This is a genomic window from Clostridium sp. DL-VIII (assembly GCF_000230835.1).
In the GTDB taxonomy this organism is placed as follows: Bacteria; Bacillota; Clostridia; order Clostridiales; family Clostridiaceae; genus Clostridium.
Genome location: NZ_CM001240.1, coordinates 2,576,111 through 2,593,520, shown reverse-complemented (window position 1 = coordinate 2,593,520; position 17,410 = coordinate 2,576,111). Strand labels below are relative to the sequence as shown.

At 30.6% G+C, this 17,410-nt stretch carries 20 protein-coding genes; 4 read left to right on the top strand and 16 right to left on the bottom strand.

Annotation, left to right across the window (positions count from 1 at the left end):
• Positions 1 to 165 precede the first annotated feature (165 nt).
• The 5 genes from CDLVIII_RS11895 to CDLVIII_RS11875 all read right to left on the bottom strand — a co-directional run bounded on the left by CDLVIII_RS11895 (position 166) and on the right by CDLVIII_RS11875 (position 2,584).
• On the bottom strand, positions 166 to 441 hold the full coding sequence (locus tag CDLVIII_RS11895) for a metal-sensing transcriptional repressor (protein WP_009169701.1): 276 nt from the start codon (positions 439 to 441) through the stop codon (positions 166 to 168).
• 128 nt (positions 442 to 569) lie between these two features.
• Positions 570 to 791, bottom strand: a complete 222-nt coding sequence (locus CDLVIII_RS11890) for a PC4/YdbC family ssDNA-binding protein (RefSeq protein ID WP_009169700.1) — start codon at positions 789 to 791, stop codon at positions 570 to 572.
• 64 nt (positions 792 to 855) lie between these two features.
• Complete coding sequence (locus tag CDLVIII_RS11885) at positions 856 to 1,701, bottom strand: alpha/beta hydrolase (protein ID WP_009169699.1); 846 nt, start codon at positions 1,699 to 1,701, stop codon at positions 856 to 858.
• A 17-nt stretch (positions 1,702 to 1,718) separates the two neighbouring features.
• On the bottom strand, positions 1,719 to 2,081 hold the full coding sequence (locus CDLVIII_RS11880; RefSeq protein ID WP_009169698.1) for a DUF4180 domain-containing protein: 363 nt from the start codon (positions 2,079 to 2,081) through the stop codon (positions 1,719 to 1,721).
• 14 nt (positions 2,082 to 2,095) lie between these two features.
• Positions 2,096 to 2,584 (bottom strand): helix-turn-helix domain-containing protein, encoded by a 489-nt coding sequence (locus tag CDLVIII_RS11875; RefSeq protein WP_009169697.1) that lies wholly within the window; start codon positions 2,582 to 2,584, stop codon positions 2,096 to 2,098.
• A gap of 404 nt (positions 2,585 to 2,988) precedes the next feature.
• Between CDLVIII_RS11875 and CDLVIII_RS11870 the strand changes: the two genes are divergently transcribed.
• A complete protein-coding gene (locus tag CDLVIII_RS11870) occupies positions 2,989 to 3,618 on the top strand; it encodes a class I SAM-dependent methyltransferase (RefSeq protein ID WP_009169696.1) in 630 nt (209 codons plus the stop codon).
• A 217-nt stretch (positions 3,619 to 3,835) separates the two neighbouring features.
• Here CDLVIII_RS11870 and CDLVIII_RS11865 read toward each other — a convergent pair whose 3' ends face one another.
• Positions 3,836 to 4,813, bottom strand: coding sequence for an AraC family transcriptional regulator (locus CDLVIII_RS11865; protein WP_009169695.1), 978 nt, complete (start codon positions 4,811 to 4,813; stop codon positions 3,836 to 3,838).
• Positions 4,814 to 5,090: 277 nt separating this feature from the next.
• Here CDLVIII_RS11865 and CDLVIII_RS11860 point away from each other — a divergent pair, with 277 nt between their 5' ends.
• The gene (locus tag CDLVIII_RS11860; protein WP_009169694.1) at positions 5,091 to 5,933 is read left to right on the top strand and encodes an SDR family oxidoreductase; all 843 of its coding nucleotides are present in this window, start codon (positions 5,091 to 5,093) and stop codon (positions 5,931 to 5,933) included.
• A 503-nt stretch (positions 5,934 to 6,436) separates the two neighbouring features.
• Here the strand turns inward: CDLVIII_RS11860 and CDLVIII_RS11855 are convergent.
• The 6 genes from CDLVIII_RS11855 to CDLVIII_RS11835 form a co-directional block, all read right to left on the bottom strand.
• Positions 6,437 to 6,697: a hypothetical protein gene (locus CDLVIII_RS11855; protein WP_009169693.1), complete on the bottom strand. Its 261-nt coding sequence runs from the start codon at positions 6,695 to 6,697 to the stop codon at positions 6,437 to 6,439.
• A gap of 14 nt (positions 6,698 to 6,711) precedes the next feature.
• Positions 6,712 to 7,968 carry a DNA polymerase IV gene (locus CDLVIII_RS11850; RefSeq protein ID WP_009169692.1) on the bottom strand — a complete coding sequence of 419 codons (1,257 nt, stop codon included), beginning with the start codon at positions 7,966 to 7,968 and terminating at the stop codon, positions 6,712 to 6,714.
• Between the two features lie 404 nt (positions 7,969 to 8,372).
• Positions 8,373 to 8,588 carry a hypothetical protein gene (locus tag CDLVIII_RS31235; RefSeq protein WP_035301746.1) on the bottom strand — a complete coding sequence of 72 codons (216 nt, stop codon included), beginning with the start codon at positions 8,586 to 8,588 and terminating at the stop codon, positions 8,373 to 8,375.
• Between the two features lie 88 nt (positions 8,589 to 8,676).
• The gene (locus CDLVIII_RS11840; protein WP_009169691.1) at positions 8,677 to 9,387 is read right to left on the bottom strand and encodes a Fic family protein; all 711 of its coding nucleotides are present in this window, start codon (positions 9,385 to 9,387) and stop codon (positions 8,677 to 8,679) included.
• Positions 9,388 to 9,691: 304 nt separating this feature from the next.
• Positions 9,692 to 9,826, bottom strand: coding sequence for a hypothetical protein (locus CDLVIII_RS32500; RefSeq protein WP_009169690.1), 135 nt, complete (start codon positions 9,824 to 9,826; stop codon positions 9,692 to 9,694).
• Positions 9,827 to 10,040: 214 nt separating this feature from the next.
• Positions 10,041 to 10,283, bottom strand: coding sequence for a hypothetical protein (locus tag CDLVIII_RS11835; protein ID WP_035302237.1), 243 nt, complete (start codon positions 10,281 to 10,283; stop codon positions 10,041 to 10,043).
• A 418-nt stretch (positions 10,284 to 10,701) separates the two neighbouring features.
• Here CDLVIII_RS11835 and CDLVIII_RS11830 point away from each other — a divergent pair, with 418 nt between their 5' ends.
• On the top strand, positions 10,702 to 11,244 hold the full coding sequence (locus CDLVIII_RS11830) for a hypothetical protein (RefSeq protein WP_009169688.1): 543 nt from the start codon (positions 10,702 to 10,704) through the stop codon (positions 11,242 to 11,244).
• 100 nt (positions 11,245 to 11,344) lie between these two features.
• Positions 11,345 to 11,542 (top strand): YvrJ family protein, encoded by a 198-nt coding sequence (locus tag CDLVIII_RS11825; RefSeq protein ID WP_009169687.1) that lies wholly within the window; start codon positions 11,345 to 11,347, stop codon positions 11,540 to 11,542.
• Positions 11,543 to 11,796: 254 nt separating this feature from the next.
• Here CDLVIII_RS11825 and CDLVIII_RS11820 read toward each other — a convergent pair whose 3' ends face one another.
• From CDLVIII_RS11820 to CDLVIII_RS11805, 4 genes are all read right to left on the bottom strand, one after another.
• On the bottom strand, positions 11,797 to 12,771 hold the full coding sequence (locus CDLVIII_RS11820) for a carbohydrate kinase (RefSeq protein ID WP_035301745.1): 975 nt from the start codon (positions 12,769 to 12,771) through the stop codon (positions 11,797 to 11,799).
• 34 nt (positions 12,772 to 12,805) lie between these two features.
• On the bottom strand, positions 12,806 to 14,275 hold the full coding sequence (locus tag CDLVIII_RS11815; RefSeq protein ID WP_009169685.1) for a sucrose-6-phosphate hydrolase: 1,470 nt from the start codon (positions 14,273 to 14,275) through the stop codon (positions 12,806 to 12,808).
• A gap of 314 nt (positions 14,276 to 14,589) precedes the next feature.
• The gene (locus CDLVIII_RS11810; RefSeq protein WP_009169684.1) at positions 14,590 to 15,504 is read right to left on the bottom strand and encodes an alpha/beta hydrolase; all 915 of its coding nucleotides are present in this window, start codon (positions 15,502 to 15,504) and stop codon (positions 14,590 to 14,592) included.
• A 72-nt stretch (positions 15,505 to 15,576) separates the two neighbouring features.
• Positions 15,577 to 17,397: a beta-glucoside-specific PTS transporter subunit IIABC gene (locus CDLVIII_RS11805; RefSeq protein ID WP_009169683.1), complete on the bottom strand. Its 1,821-nt coding sequence runs from the start codon at positions 17,395 to 17,397 to the stop codon at positions 15,577 to 15,579.
• Positions 17,398 to 17,410: the final 13 nt, after the last annotated feature.

Here is a 17,410-nt window from a genome sequence, read left to right as displayed (position 1 = left end):
ATACCATCTCCTTTCATATACCCCTAGGGGTATAGGTATATGATAATTATGAAAAAGTCTTTTGTCAAGAATGATTTTCATAATTACTTATAAATTTTTTCAACAAAAAGGCAGCCAAATTATTGACTGCCTTCTATTAAAAAATCATTACATTTTTAAATATTATTATGACATCCTCGAAAAATGTTCTACTGCCTTGGCAAAATCAGCAATTGTCTTATCAGCATCACCATGTTCTATTCCTTCACGGACACAGTGTTGAAGATGCCCCTCTAGTACTACTTGACCAACTTTATGTAATGCACTTTTAGCTGCATTAATTTGTATTAAAATTTCTTCACAAGGAACATCTTTATCTACCATTTCTGAAATAGCTCTAAGTTGACCTTCAATTTTTTTAATTCTAGTTTGTATCTTAGGAATATCCATACATTGACGCATACTAAATCCTCCTTTATAACAAAGTATGATATATACATATAAAAGAATATTAGTACTTAAATATATTGTTGTCAATAATTCGCTAGAAAATAGCCACTCAATCTTCAACGCATAAGCTAAAAAGTATCTCAAATATCCATACTATTTAATAATTCTTTTAAAGCTTTAAGTTCATCATTACTTAAAGTAATACCCTTACCCATCTTCTCATGTCCAGGCGCCCAATCTCTCAAATCAAACTTAGCTTCTTTTCCATTCCAACTTATTAAATTTAGTTCTTTAGTCCATCCTTTTGATGATTCTGATATTTTCCCTAACTCTTTTTCTATTTCAAACTTAATATCTGCCATAGTTAATACCTCCTATTATTAAAATGCCTTCTTCTAAAAGCATTGCCTTTAATATTGAATTATATCATTGTAAGTTCATCCATTCTATTATCTTATCTGGATTATTAACATTTGAATGTCCAGCCTCAGGTAAAATATTTATTTGTGCATGTGGAAGTAAATTGCCTAAACGCCTTGCAGTCTTGTCTGAATGTAACATTATATCCTTTGCTCCTACAAATAACACTGTTGGCATAGTTAACAGCTTTAATTCATCATCAGAAAATATAGGAATGGTTTCTCTCCTATAATTGAAGTTCTTTCCTATAAGCTTTTGATATTTTAACATTTCTTCTGGTATAGGCTGATTGCCATTCACTTTGTAATATAACTTATCTATGCCTTTTTCTCCTAGAACACCATAAAATATAGCTTTAAAAATAAAAGATGTCTTTTGTGGTCCTACCCCAGATGGACAAAGCAATACAAGTTTAGCTACCATTTCTGGATAATTTACCGAAAACTTTATTGCCAGCCATGCTCCTAAGGAGATTCCTATAACATTGGCTCTTTCTATTGATAGCTTTTCAAAAACCTCCTTAAGCCATTCTGCATAAGAAGAGTCACTTAATGAAGGACGGTTTTCATCACTTTTTCCAGGCTCACCTAACATATCTACAGCATACACTCTATAAGTTTTAGAATACTTCTTTATATCTCTTAGCCACATTACAGAATTCATACCGCTTCCATGTAATAATATAAGAGGTGGATCACTTTTTTCACCGCTAGCTATAATAAAGGTCTTTCCATACTTTGTATCCACATAAAATTTTTCATATGATAGTGCCAATTTTTGAAGAAGTTCATCATAAAATTTTATAACCACATTTTTTCCTTCTTCTGTTTTAAATACACTATTTGTTTTCATCTCTATTTCTCCTAATATCATAATTTAGAAATCCAAATTTCTGCCTCTTCAATATTCTTAAAGGTTCTAAAATGGTTTCCTTTGTTAGATTCCATGATCATTTCTTTAAATCTATCATTAAGTTTTTCTTCATCTTCTATAATAACTGTAACTTTTACATGATAGTTTATAAATTTTTGTAATGCGATACCTGCAAGTCTTGTCTTAAGATTAAAAAAATCTTCTGATAAGACATTTGAAGGAAACATAATTGTAAAAATGTCATTTTCCATACAAATAGATATACAATCCACCACATCTTGCTCTGAAGAAAGTTTCCATGCTTCAGAAGCAAATTCAATATATTTCATATTATTTTTATGTACTACTCTATAATTCAAAACATTCACTCTCCTTATAAATCTTTTTGTTCCACAAGCATAGAAATGGAGTTTAGCATTTCTTCAATGAAGCTTACATTCCCCCATAATAAAACCCTTAGCCTGTTTTCTTTTTCATCATATTTCATATTAATTGTTGATTTGCCCATTTTAGGATCTTTACAATTCATTACTGCTATAAGAGTATTTGATATTCTAAAATATTCTTCTTTATCTACATCATTTATATCTGCAACAGTAGATACATTTATTTTTTGCTTTTCAGTTTCTTTAACTTCTTCATTAGTAAGAAAATCAATACTTGATTCTTCTTTAATATTTTTATCATTTATATTAACATTATTCTTTTCCATAAAAAGACTTAAATCATTACCTGAAATTCTCCATTGCTTCCCTACTTTACTTGCAGCAAGCTTACCTTCTGTTATAAACTTTCTAATAGTTTTGTGATGCATACCTAATATTTCTGCTACTTTATCTATTGTATAAAATTGATTCTCCATAAAAAATCTACCCTTTCAAAATTAGTCTATGGTCAAATTATAATAATTATTTTTGCCCGCGTCAAGTACTTTATTGTATTTTGTTGTATTTTATTGAACTTTAATAAACTTTATTGAACTGAAATAAGAATAACTTTTTAGTTAACTCTTCCCATAATGGTTTGTAATGCTCATTATATGAGACACCAGTAAAACCCTCACCATGACAGTATATAAACTCATTCAGATAATGCTATTTCGTTAATAAGTATTGACTAAAAGTATGGATAGGTATATTATAGATAAATACACTCTGTAATATAATTGATTGAAATAATTATATTTTTGTTATAAATAGTTTATTACTAATGTTTAATCTAAAATATGATGTATGCTAATAATAAAATTATAAAGGAGATGTTTATATGTCAGAATTTTGGGAAAAAAGTTTTGCAGAAAAACAAGCAATGTGGGGATTTGAGCCATCAAGCACTGCAATTATAGTAGCAGATTACTTTGCTGAAAATAATCTAAAGGATATCTTAATACCAGGTGTTGGATATGGAAGAAATATAAAACCATTTATTGATAATAACATTGAAGTTACAGGAATCGAAATTTCTCAAACAGCAATTAATATAGCAAGGCAAAATGGAATTAATAATAAAATTTATCATGGATCAGTATCAGATATACCTTTTGAAAATAAGCTCTATGATGGTGTCGCTAGCTTTGCGCTTATTCATTTGTTAAATGAAGATGAAAGAAAAAAGTTTATTAATGATTGCTATAACCATTTAAAACCAGGTGGATATATGATTTTTACGGCTGTTTCAGAAAAAGCTCCAATGTATGGTAATGGCACGAAGCTTGCTGAAAATTATTATGAAACAACATATGGGGTAAAACTGTTTTTCTATAATTCTAAGTCAATAGAGAAAGAGTTTGGAAATTATGGGCTTGTAGATTTTGTAGAGATTGATGACATAGATAAGGATAATCCAGATAAACCTCCAGTAAACTTTTTAATGATAAAATGCAGAAAAAAGATATAAAGCTGATAAAATTCTCAAATAAAATCATAGAATATAGATAAACCCTATTATAGGATAATCATATAAGAAAATAAAAAAATAGAACAAATGCTGTTCTATTTTTTTATTTTAAATCTATCCTCTAAATTATAGTTTATCTTTCAATTAATCCTCACAACATATTTTCAAAATACTATACTAATTACTTCACAACTATTATCATAATAAAGGAGACACCTTATATACCATTTTCAAATTCACCATTTTCAAAACTTTTTCGCAAAGCTCTTATATGTTTTAGTGGCGGCTGTCCAAATAACCGCTTATATTCTCTGGTAAACTGCGATGAACTTTCATAACCAACTTCCATGGCTGCAGTAGTAACATCCATAGAACCACTTAGCATGAGGCGTCTTGCTTCATGAAGACGAAGCTCTTTCTGATATTGTAATGGACCCATGGCAGTTACAGCTTTGAACTTATGATGTAGTCCTGATACACTCATATTATTTGATTTTGCTAGCTCTTCCACCGTAAAAGAACGGGTATAATTTTCCTTGATCCATTCTATAGCTTTACCGATTCCATCTGCCTGCTGGTCAGCAAGTAACTGTTGAAGAAACAAGTATCCATACTCTCCTGTCAATAGATGATAAATCATTTCACGCTTAATAAGCTCCGATAAAAAGTAAGCATCTTTAGGTCTATCTATTAGCTTCAAAAGTCTAATAAATAAATCTAACAGTTCCTCATCTGATTTCCCTACAAATGCCCCTAAATAAAGATTCTTATTCTTTATGTCAAATTCAATATGAGCATCCATGACCACAGAAGCAATTTCACTTGTAGTAAAATCAATACGCATACTAATACAGGGCAACTCTTTTGATGCTCCTATCACTTGCACGGATACAGGAATATCAATAATAGACGCTGCGAAATCACCTGTATTAAAATGTATAGTCTCCTCTCCGAAATGAAACTCCTTTCTTCCTTGAAGAATAATACTAAATGCTGGATTCATAACTCCTGGAGTTATAGGAATTTCATGACTGTGCCTAGTAACTGATAAAAATGGAATTATTGTTTTGGTATTTCCATCAATTTTAGCTATTCTCTCTGTCATTCCAATTATGGTATTCAATGTCTTTTGCTTAATAAAGTTACTTTCTTCAAATAATGCTTCTTTATTTAAATTTTCTTTTTGTTCTAACATTTATTTCTCACCTAGCCTTTATTCTTAAACAATCTGCTGATAACCTCCACATCTTACTTCATTTCTTTAACTCAATGATAATATTTCTTAAAACTATAGTAAATACTATATTAAAAATCAACTTGTTTTTAATCAATTCATTGAATTGATACTTTGCAGAATTAGGCAAGTTTTAAACACTATCGTTATATTATGTTTTTATTTTTCATGTGATAATATGGTTAGTCAAACTTGATGTCTAAACTATTAAATTTTAATAAAAGAGAGGTATAAAGAAATGGAACAAAGAACTTGGTTTATAACTGGTATTAACAGTGGATTCGGACGACATATGACTGAACAACTCCTTGAGAGGGGCGATAAAGTTGCTGGTACTGTACGCAATATGAATTCAGTAGAAGACCTTAAGGAAAAATACGGTACTCTTCTTAGAGTGTATCATCTTGACGTTACAGACACCAACGCAATTTATAAGGTTGTCGATCAAACCTTCAACGAACTTGGAAAAATTGATGTTATTGTAAGCAACGCTGGTTATGGGCTTATTGGTGCAGCGGAAGAATTAACTATTGAGCAAATTACTCATCAGATTAACACAAATCTCCTTGGATCTATCCATTTGATTAGAGCTTCATTACCACATCTACGTGCTCAAGGAGAAGGGCATATAATTCAGCTCTCATCATCAGCAGGCCAAACTGCATTCTCTGGAGGATCACTCTACCATGCAACTAAATGGGGAATTGAAGGATTCTGCGAAGCCGTAAGACAGGAAATCGCTCCTTTTAACATCAGTCTTACAATAGTAGAGCCAAGCGGAGCACGTACAAATTTTACACATCATAGTGTAGTATTGGGTGAAAAGTTAGAGGCTTACTCGATTTCCCAAGCACATAATGCAAGACGCGGTTTTGAAGATACCTCAATAGTTCCTATTGGTGATCCTGCTAAAATGGTAAAAATCATGATTGACAGTGCCGATCAAAAGCCAGCACCAATAAGAATTGCTCTTGGCGGCGGAGCTTATAATACGATACATCAATCACTTTCAAATCGTCTTGAAGAACTTGAAGCACAAAAAGAACTTGCCTTTTCTACTGATTTCCCTGCTAATGAATAGAGGGTAAAATAGGCATTTATAGTGTCGAATTTGTTAGATACAAATTTAAGTATATTTTAAAATCTTAGTAGAAATAAATGATCTGCTACCAATACTGTTCATTGGTAGCAGATTGTTTGTAAAATTGTTGACATATCAATTCTAAATTTCCCTAAACGTTGATTTTTTTAACTAGTTATAAGAAGTCTCCATATGTTTTATATGTTGAAACAAATCTAGAATAATATTCAAACTTTTATTAGATTCAGCTTATTCTTAAAAAAATAGGCCGTTACTTATGGTAAACTTGACCTTTCATTATCCTAAACTTTATTCAGAAGTTAAGCATTTCTTCTAGAACATAGACTTACTATTATAGACATAATCATCATTTCAAATTAACCTATAAAATATAAAAAGATAGAACACTTATCTCCAAATATTCTATCTTCATTATACTTCATTTTTTACAAACTTTATATTAATTTACCATATTATAAGCAATATTTTGCATATTCCATTTATTAAATCTTATAAAGGAGCCAGCTGCAGCCTTCCACATCATATTTAAGCTCGAATACCTTCTCAACCTCCCCAATAACAGCACTGCAAGTAAACACCCACATCTTATTGCCACATAGCTTTTCCATATCTGTACTTATAAGCTTTCCTATTTTTATAACTTCACATTTGTTTTCTTCTTCAATTCTAAATCTTATGGGGTTTATTTTTCCATCTTTCTTAAAGTAAGCTATCATTTCTATTTTCTTAGAAATAACCTTCATTTTCTGCACTTCCCTTACAATATGCTGCTCATCATTGGATAATATTCATCTGAACCTGTTCCACCATTTAGTGGTTTTACTCCTGAATGTAAGAAGGTTGATCTCATAACAGCTTCCTTTCCATATTTGTTTCTTAAAGCATCTAAAGTCTTATCCAATTTCCTCTGTTTTTCATTTTTTTCGAAATCAAATAAAGTTTCCTGAACATATGAGTTAGCACAAAGTTTTGTAACTCTTACTCCTAGCTGCCTTATTTTTTCACCTTTCCAAACTTCTTTAAAGGCTTCTTTTATTCCCTCAAAGATTACATTTGTTGAATCAGTATTACTCTTTAATGGCTTTTGATGAGAATAATAAGCAAATTGATTAGTCTTAACGCTTACAACTACCAAGCCGCAAAGACTGTTACTTTCCCTAAGCCTCATAGCAACACTTTCTGTAAGGGACAATAATATTTTAAAAGCTTCTTCCATAGTTTCAACATCATAAGAAATTGTAGTTGAATTTCCTATTCCCTTAACTTCTAAATAATTAGATTCTCTTATTTCTGAATTATCAATTCCATTAGCATATTCATAAATAAGCTTTCCATGAGAATGTAGTTTATTTATTAAAAGGTTCACATCGCTATGAGCCAGCTCACCTATTGTATTAATATTTAATTTCTTAAGCTTAGCTGCACTTGCCCTTCCTACCATGAATAAATCTTCAACTGGTAAATCCCACATTTTAAGTGGTATTTCTTCTTTAAATAAGGTATGAATAGTATTTTTAGGCTTAAAATCACTGGCCATTTTTGCAAGTAACTTATTTGTTGAAATCCCAATGTTGCAATTAAAACCAAGTTCTTGTGTTATCCTCATTTTAATTCTCATTGCTATTCTTTTATAATTTTCTTTAAAATGAGTAGCATCTATAAAACATTCATCAATACTGTATCTTTGAATTTTAGAAGAATATTCACTAAGCAGCTTATATAATGCATCGCTTGACCTTACATACCAATTATAATCTGGAGGGTAGACTACAAGATCTCTGCATTTAAGCCTTGCTGAATATATTGGCTCTCCAGTCTTTATCCCATATTTTTTCGCTGGTATTGAAGCTGCAAGTATTATCCCATGTCTGTTTTCTTCGCTACCACCAATTACTGAAGGTATCTTTCGTATATCAAGCTCACTTCCATATTGCAAAAGCTTAACTGCAGTCCATGAAAGATATGCTGAATTCACATCAATATGAAAAATTATTTTATTTTTCTCATTAACCATATAATCACTCCAAACATACGTTCTTATAGATATTATATTGAACATATGTTCTGTTGTAAAGGGGGATTATTGATTTATATCTGATTCGCAGTAATCTTCCATGCCATCACATCTCACATTATATTTATGATATACATTAATATCGTTCCAACTATAATCAATGTTAATAATTTCTCCGAGTGATACTCCTGCTGATTTTGATATTATTAATGCTTTATTTTTAGCATCTGCTACTAATCTTTCTAATAAAAGTTCTTTTATTTTTTAACAAGCTGACCCGCATAAAATACCATTGAAAAACTCTTACCAGACCCTTAAGTATGCCAAACAACACCAATCTTTCTATCACCTTCTGTTCTACTAGCAATCTTAGTTTTTTCAACTGCTTTTTTTACTGCAAAATATTAATGATAACCTGCTAAGATCTTAATTATGGTTTTTTTATCTCCAATTTTATTTCCTTCAGCATCACAATCTGATTTATTAGATTCTTGGAATAATATAAAGTTTTCTATTATGTCTAGAATTCTGTCTTTACCTAACATCCCTCTAAGCATTACCTCATATTGAGGTATATCTAGACTAGCAATATCTATTCTGTCAATGCTTCCCCAATTCATAAATCTTTCTTCATCAGAAGTTATAGTTCCAACCTTAGCATTTATCTTTTTCTTTTAAGATTGTTGACCATCTCTTAATTCTTAATTATTAAAACATGTTTTTATTCTCTACTATAAAATCTTTTTGATTTTCTATATATTGAGTTAATGGTTTGATATTATCTTTTGAAGCAGCCCCTAATGCTTTTCTGTATTCATCAGCTGATTCACCGTTCATGTATTTTAGTTCCAATCTATTATCTAGTAACTGTTTTAAATATATAAATCGTCCTATTCTGCCATTGCCATCTTGAAATGGATGAATGACTTCAAATTCTAGATGAAATATTGCTATATCCTCTATTGTTACTTTTCCTAATGAATTAAAATTATTTATCAAGGCATTTAACTTATCTTCAACTTCCAAAGGACTTGATGTTTCAAAATCAGCTCCTAGTATTTTATTTTGATATTTTTTAAATACTCCAGCAAGTCCCATATCATATAAGCTAGTTCTATACATTAAACTTCCATGCCATTCCTTTATCATGTCTAACGTAAGCTTTTTATCTAAAGTATCAATTACCATATCAAATGTATAAAAGGAATTTACTGTTTCTTGAACATCATCTAATTTATGAGTTCCTTGGACTATATTTTTTTCAAATAAAAGCTGCAATGCTTCTGTTGTAAAAGTACTTCCTTCTATTTTATTTGAATGATATATGAAATCATATTTTAATACTTCATTTAAGGAATTATGAATTCCTTTAGTTTCTTTTAGTACTTGCTGAAATTTTTTATAATCTATGCTTTGCATTTTTACACCACCCTTTTTAAATTGAGAATTACTATTTTTTACATTTATTTCTTTATTAATAATATTATTTTTTCTTCCTTATCCCTAATAAATTGTTATTAATTGTCCATTTATTTCTATAAGCTGATTAAATTAATCTTTTTCAATTTCAACTTGATTCCCTTCCCCACTTTTCACTTACTAATATATAGTTATAAAAACATATTTCAATACTTCATTTAAAGAATTGTGAATTCCTTTATCTCCATTTCTTGTTTTCTATCCAAAATCTCAAGTTTTAAATAGATAGTAAGAATTATTTCACTTACTTTAATTTACGTTTAAACTTATACTTATCTTTTGCATTCCTAAAAATCATATTATTTATATCACAAATTATAGCATAAAATCTATCCAACATTATCCTAACTATAAAAAAGACATTTATAAAATTACTCATTTTTTATACACCTCTCCATAGGATTTATGCTACTTTATCATATATACTAGATGTAGAGGTTATTTTATCATACCTGCTATAGTTTATTTATAAATGGAGACGTCCTATATAGATTATGATTATATCTCCCTAAATTATTAAAATGCCCACGCTTAAAAACCAAGGTCACATAAACCTTGGTTTTTTCTTTGCAATATATTTACTTTATATTATTTTATTCAAATGAAAAGCTATTTACAATCTTTGTTGTCTTATTAAGATAATCTTCAGCTACTTTATCAATTCCATCACAAATATATTTAAGAGAACACCCTTCACATTTATTTAATATCTCCTCATCCAATAAGGAACAAGACAGCTCATCATCAAAAGTTGAATTTCTAATGGCAAGAGCAATCTGTTTCTTATCAAACACTTTCCTATCTTCTGAATTAATATTAATTTCATCTTTAATCATAACCATACACACTCCAATAACAATAATTTATTTGCAGCTTCAAAGAAATTTATCCGATAGCTAGCATCCGTAACACACTCACTTCTTCAAGTGGCGCTAACTGCTGCACGCTCCTGGATGAATAAAACTCTATCTGCTGCTATTATGGATATATGTTTTAGGCTTTAAAATAACATTAAAAATCAATAATATTTTTATATCAATGCCTTCTTAAGCCGCATTTTTCAAGCATATTCTAAAGAATATTTATGGTAATATTGTTCAGAATATATATTCTTATATTCTTCAAAATATATATTCTTATATTGTAATATTCTTCTGAATAAATATTGTACAGAATATTTACAGTAAACCATATTAGAATATGCAATATTTTAGCATATATACTAAGTAGGAATATTAGTAAAGGAGAACACTTATGCGTAGAAGAAAACAAATCGAACCACCTAAAAATGATTTTGCACCTGATGAAAATGAAGAGATAATAGGTTTTTCCTCAGAACCAGTTGCAGCTGGAAACTGCATTTCATCTTTTTCTTTTGATGATGATGAAACTGATAGTCTTAACACGATTGATACTGCTAAAGATTCTTCAGTTCTAAATAATACTACTGCATGCTCTTCAGCTGATTCCAATAATAGATCTGTATCCATAACCGAAACTAAAGTATCTAAGAATAATATTACACCTAAAAATTCAACTAAAACTTTTGATATATCTAACGATAAATTCCCTTCAGATAACCGAAAGACTCCAGTTGCAAATGGTATGGCACCACCTATTGATGGAGAATTTCTAGATACTAAAAGAACCTATATGCTTAGAGCTTCTACTGTTAGAAAGATTAATGAACTAAAGAGCATACATCCTAATTTAAACACTTATGTAAGTACAATAGTTGATCTAGCTATAGCTAACTATTATAATTACATAGTTAATGAAGGCGGTTCTCAGAAATAACACTATAAAGTTTTTATCCATAACTATTATTTAATTATTTATCTTTCTTACTGTGACTTATTAATTTTAGTCATATATCCTATGCAGGAGGTGAAAGATTATGGATTTAAATGAATTAGTTAACTCAATAGTTAATAATGGATTTGCAGTGGCTGTTGCCGCATATCTATTAATCCGGTTAGAAAAACAAATTGATAACTTATCAACATCAATTAATAAACTCAATACCATAATATCTGCTAAACTTGGAGTAGCTATAGATACAGATAATTCCGATGATTCTCATAATGTAGCTTGAGAAAAGGCGATAAACATTAACTTTTAAATGTTTATCGCCTTTAAATTTATCTCTGTTTTGACTTTGCTGCTTAAATTCTTAATATATTAGCTATTAAAATTAAGTAACCAAATTATAATTTATGGTTCTAATTCTTTCAAGAAAAAACGTAATGACATAACTATTTTAGATATTTTATATTTCTCAATCAATAGTTGCAATATATTTGAGGCAGTTACGCCATTTTTTACAATAATACAAAGAAGTTTATTAAATTAATCCATAAGTCGAGTTAATGAAAATATACTTTCTTTAGATGGAATAGCTGAAATAGCCCCTTTTTTAGTTGTAGTAAGTGCCCCACTTGCATTTGCAAACCTAAGAATATCTTCATGAAATTCTTCAATTATATCCACCAAATTGTTTTGATTTACTTTTCTATTTAGAAGCTGGTATAAAACTCCTCCAATAAATGCATCTCCTGCACCTGTAGTATCTTCAACTTTAACATCATATCCCATAGATTCATATTTCTTATCTTTTACATAAAGTTCTGCACCTTCTGAGCCTTTTGTAAAAATCACCACTTTTACATCCCCTTTAAACAAAGATGCAATTGCTTTTCTTTCATCAGAAATTCCTGTAATAAACTCTAACTCTTCGTCTGATACCTTTAAGATATGTGCCATTGGGATAAATTCTAAAATTGTTTTTCTGCATTCTTCTGGATCATTCCAAAGAGGTAACCGTACATTAGGATCAAAACTAATAAGCCCGCTATGAGTTTTAACTGACTTAATTGCTTTAATATGAGCTCCCTTCATAGGGCTTTCTACTAAATCTACAGAACAAAAATGTAAGATATCACCTTCATGAAACCAATTTTCTTCTATTTCTGTATCCATGAGTAATAAATCTGCAGAAGGCTTACGATAAAATGAAAAGTCACGTTCACCATCCTCTCGCAACGATACAAAAGCTAGACCAGTATTAGCTTCTTTTGTTCTTAAAATCTTATCAGTACTCACTCCAAAATGTGTAAGCTGCTCTAAAAGAAAATCACCAAAAGCGTCTACTCCTACTTTTGTAATCAACGCTGAATTCCCTCCAAACTTTGCAACAGCAGCAGCTACATTTGCTGGGGCACCTCCTGGTGCCCTTTCAAAAGATGATACATCTTTTAAAGCTTTTCCCTTTTGTAACGGAATAAAATCTATTAAAACTTCACCAATTGAAAATAATTTTCCCAATTGAATACACCTCATTTCTTCTAATAATCCTCTATTAATAATCCCATTTTACTGCTTTAAACTTAGCTGGAGCCTTCATTGCAAAAAAACGAATATCTTTACTATTTTGATTTGGAAAAATTCTAGCTGTAAATACTTCTTCTCCATCATTCACAAAAATCTCAACAGATGAAAAGTCAACAAATAAATGAATCTTTATTCTATCAGCATAAATTTTGCATGCTCTTTCGCTGCCATACTCTACTGCTACCTCTTTACCTGATAGAGTCCGATCTAATGTGACTTTTTTTTGAGCTGAATCATACTTGATAACAGTTTTTTCTTCTTCATTACCTCTAAATATTATACCAAATTCAGAGCCATCTTCATATTCAAATTCACATATCAGTTCATAAGTGATACCTGAAAATCCATCATACATTTTCACTTCATTAAAAATACTATCAGATATCTTAACTTCTTCTTTACGAAGGTTTTGAAGTTCACGAATAGGCTTCTGCACTACCTTACCATTTTCAATAGACAATTCTCTTGGTAGAGTCAAGCAATGTGCCCATCCATTTTTATCTGTAGGATATTCTATTTCAGGTAAGCCCATCCAGCCGATTAAAATACGTCTGCCATCTGGAGCCTTCATCGTTTGAGGAGCATAAAAATCAAATCCCCTATCAAGCTCAGTAAATTCCCCATGCTTAAACAATTTTTGCTTCAAATCTAATTTTTCTCCTAATATATACCCAGATTGGTATATATTTTTATATTTATCTTCTAAAGGTTTTAGCCCTTGCGGTGAGAATATCATTATACCTCGGTTGTCTATTTCAAAATAATCTGGGCATTCCCACATATAGCCAAATGGATTTAAGCTTGTCTGAATTTCTCCTTCAAATATCCAGTCCAATAAATTTTTTGAACTATATAAGACGGTACATCCAGTCTTATCAATTCTTTGAGCTCCTATAATAGCATAAAATTCTTCTCCTTCTTTCCACACTTTAGGATCGCGAAAATGTTCTGTATATCCTTCAGGCACCTCATTTACAAAAGGTCTTTCTAATTTGGATATATTTCCATGCTCATCCATAGCGGCTATACACTGATATGGATGTCTCTCTAAATTTTTATCATATGTGTTTCCAGTATAAAACAAATATAATTTTCCATCGTGTTTAATTGCACTTCCTGAATATACTCCATGACTATCAAAATACGTATCAGGTTTTAAACCTATCCCAACGTTCTCCCAATGCACAAGATCTTTTGATTTACTATGATACCAATATTTTAATCCGTGTACAGGTCCTAATGGGTGCCATTGATAAAACAAATGATATTCTCCATTATAAAAAGAAAAACCATTTGGATCATTAAGTAATCCTGAAATAGGCTGTATATGATAGGTCTGACGCCATGGACAGCTATTAACCCTTGATATAAGTAATTCAAACTCTTCCTTACTCATGTCCTCTATTCGACGATACTTTTTTTCTTTGTGCCACTCCATTTATGTCAAACTCCTTTCAATGAAAACAATAAAAGTTGCAGGAACCGGTTCCACAGGTATTAAATTTCATCATAGATTTTCATTTATTAATCTAATTAATGAACTCCTATGGAATACCGGTTATCAGAAGATAATATATTTTCTAAACTTACTTATATATATTATCATCTTTATAAATTTTACTTTACCTACAATTGATTTTAATAAGTTAACTATATACTATATTTATTAATACATCAAGTAATGTCCCTTGTATGAAATTACTATTATTGAAAAATATTATATCGATTATTTCTGAATCACATTTTTCTTTATCATGCATTCATTTGAATTTTTATCCAGTTATCTGCAAGTTTTACCCATTCTGCACATTCTTTATTAATATCATTTTCAGTACTAGCAGAAGTCTCATCACATAAAGCCATACCGTGCCTGCCATGAGCAAACAAATGAAATTCGCAGTTTACATTATGACGAATTAATCCACAAATAAACTCTGCTGAATCTTCTGGACTTGTTATTGCATCATCATAAGTATGCCATAAAAACACAGGCGGCATATCTTCTCGAATATGATTTTTTATATTCAACTCATCTACTTGTTCTTTTGTTGGATTTTTGCAGCCAGACACAGCTTTACTAATAAAATCTGCTTGTCTTCTAAGCTCCTTATCTTCACTTTTTGTTACATTTTCTATTAACATTTTTATATCTAATAAAGGATAGCATAACAAAATCCCTTTTGGTTTAAAGAAAGCTGAATCTACTTTTTTATCAAATCTTTTTAATAAGAAATCATCATCCCATTTTACGCCTAACGATGCAGCTACATGTGCGCCTGCTGAAAATCCCAAAACAAAAATATTATCTGAATCAATATACCATTTTTCTGCATTTTCTTTAATTATACGTATTGATTCTAATAAATCATATATATGTTCAGGATAATGTGCTGTTTCATTTATATCAGGTATTTTATTTATATCAGTCATTCTTTCCTTAAAATACGTACGATAACGAAGTACAAACGTATGGTAACCTTTAGCTATAAAATTTGATGCTACTGGTTCCCCTTCTTTTGTTGCTGTAAACAAATAACTGCCTCCAGGGCATATAATAATTGCCGGCCTCTTTTTGAATACATTCGTAGATATCTGTGCATCCAATATATAGGTAAATAGATTTGAGTATGGATTATCTTTAAATAATTGAATTTTTTCTGTTATCATTTTTTCACCTGCTATCACTCTTACTAAATGCTACTTTACTTTAAGAAACAAATATACTTTAAGTATATAATCTTAGATTGATAAACTTAATAAAGTTTCATTTGCCCGAATATTTTCCTTGTTTGTTTGAATTATATCTTTATACGCCGCTGAATTTGTAATAACTATTGGTGTAATTACCTCATAACCTTCTTCTTTTATTTTTTCTATATCAAAACTTACAAGTAATTCTCCCGTCTTAACCTTATCCCCTTTTTTAACATGTGTTTCGAAATACTTTCCTTCCAATTCTACGGTGTTAATTCCAATGTGTATTAAGATCTCTGCTCCTGCATCTGACTTTATGCCAATAGCATGCCCAGTTGGGAAAATCGCTAAGATTTCACCATTCACAGGTGACAAAACGTTTCCAATTGTCGGTTCAATTGCCACTCCTTTTCCCATTGATTCAGATGAAAAAGCTGGATCGTTTACTTGACTTAACTTTTTAACTATCCCTGTTAATGGACTTGCAATACTTTGTTCTTTTACAAGAGATTCATTAGCATCTATCTTATCCATTGATTTATTTTCAAAACCAAATAACAAATGAAGCAACATAGTACCAATAAAAGCAATGGCAATAACTATTAAGTATCCAGATACTGGTTTAAAGGTTGGAATAGTAAATAATCCACCAGCTAATTGAGTCGCATTAACACCTAACACTGCAGCAACTGCACCTGAAATTCCACTCATAATTATCGAATATGCAAATGAACGCTTATATCTAAAAAATATACCATAGATGATAGGTTCTGTAATACCTGATAGCACACAAGGAACTAATGCAGATCCAGCTATTGCTTTAAGATTTTTATCTTTAGTCTTTAGTAATACTCCTAAAGCCGCACCACCTGAAACCCAAATAGTACTCATTGCAATTCCTAGTAGTGGATCAACACCATTAGTTGACATATTTGATATCATAATAGGAATAATTGCCCAATGAAGTCCTAGAACCACAATTGGTATCCATAGTCCGCTTAATAATAATCCTGCTAGGAAAGCACTCTTACCAATAAGATAACTTGTACTTAATGCAATTAATTTACCTACGTACACTCCAAATGGTCCAAAAGCAAGTACTGTTAACGGAACCATGATCATTAATGACACCATTGGAACAAAAATCAAATGAAGCTGTTCATGCATAATCTTCTTTAAAAACTTTTCCAATAGTCCATAAATACAAATAGCCACGAAAATAGGAAGTACAGTAGATGAGTAGTCCATTAATACTACTGGTATACCTATAAATGAACTTGTTCCACCAGCTTTTAATAATCCTGTAAAGTTTGGTTCCAATAAAGCAGCTCCAATTGTAGCTGCAACATATGGATTCGCACCAATCTTTAGAGCTATTGTTACACCTAATATTACTGGTAAAAAATAAAAGAATCCATTAGATGCTGCTGATAATATAGAATACGTACCACTTTTATCAGAAAGCCATCCGAGGGTAGTAAGAATTGCTATGAGAGCTTTCAAGAGACCTGAACCACACAACACCGGAATTAAAGGTGTAAAACTTCCTGATATTGTATCAGATATTCTTGCAAATAAACTTCCTTTTTCTTCATTGCCATCTAAAGAATTAGTTAGTGCACCAAAATTACCTAATCTCATCACTTCATCATATACGCTCCCTACTTGGGGTCCAATTACCACTTGGAATTGTCCTGATCCTTCTATGACTTTTAAGATATCTAGTTTTTCTAGTTCTTCTTTATTCGCCCTTTTGCTATCTTTTAATTTAAACCTTAATCTAGTAGCACAATGCGTAAGACTTAATACATTTTCTTTTCCTCCAATTAGTCGGAGGATGTCTTCTGATAATTTTTTATAGCTCATATTTCCTTCTCTC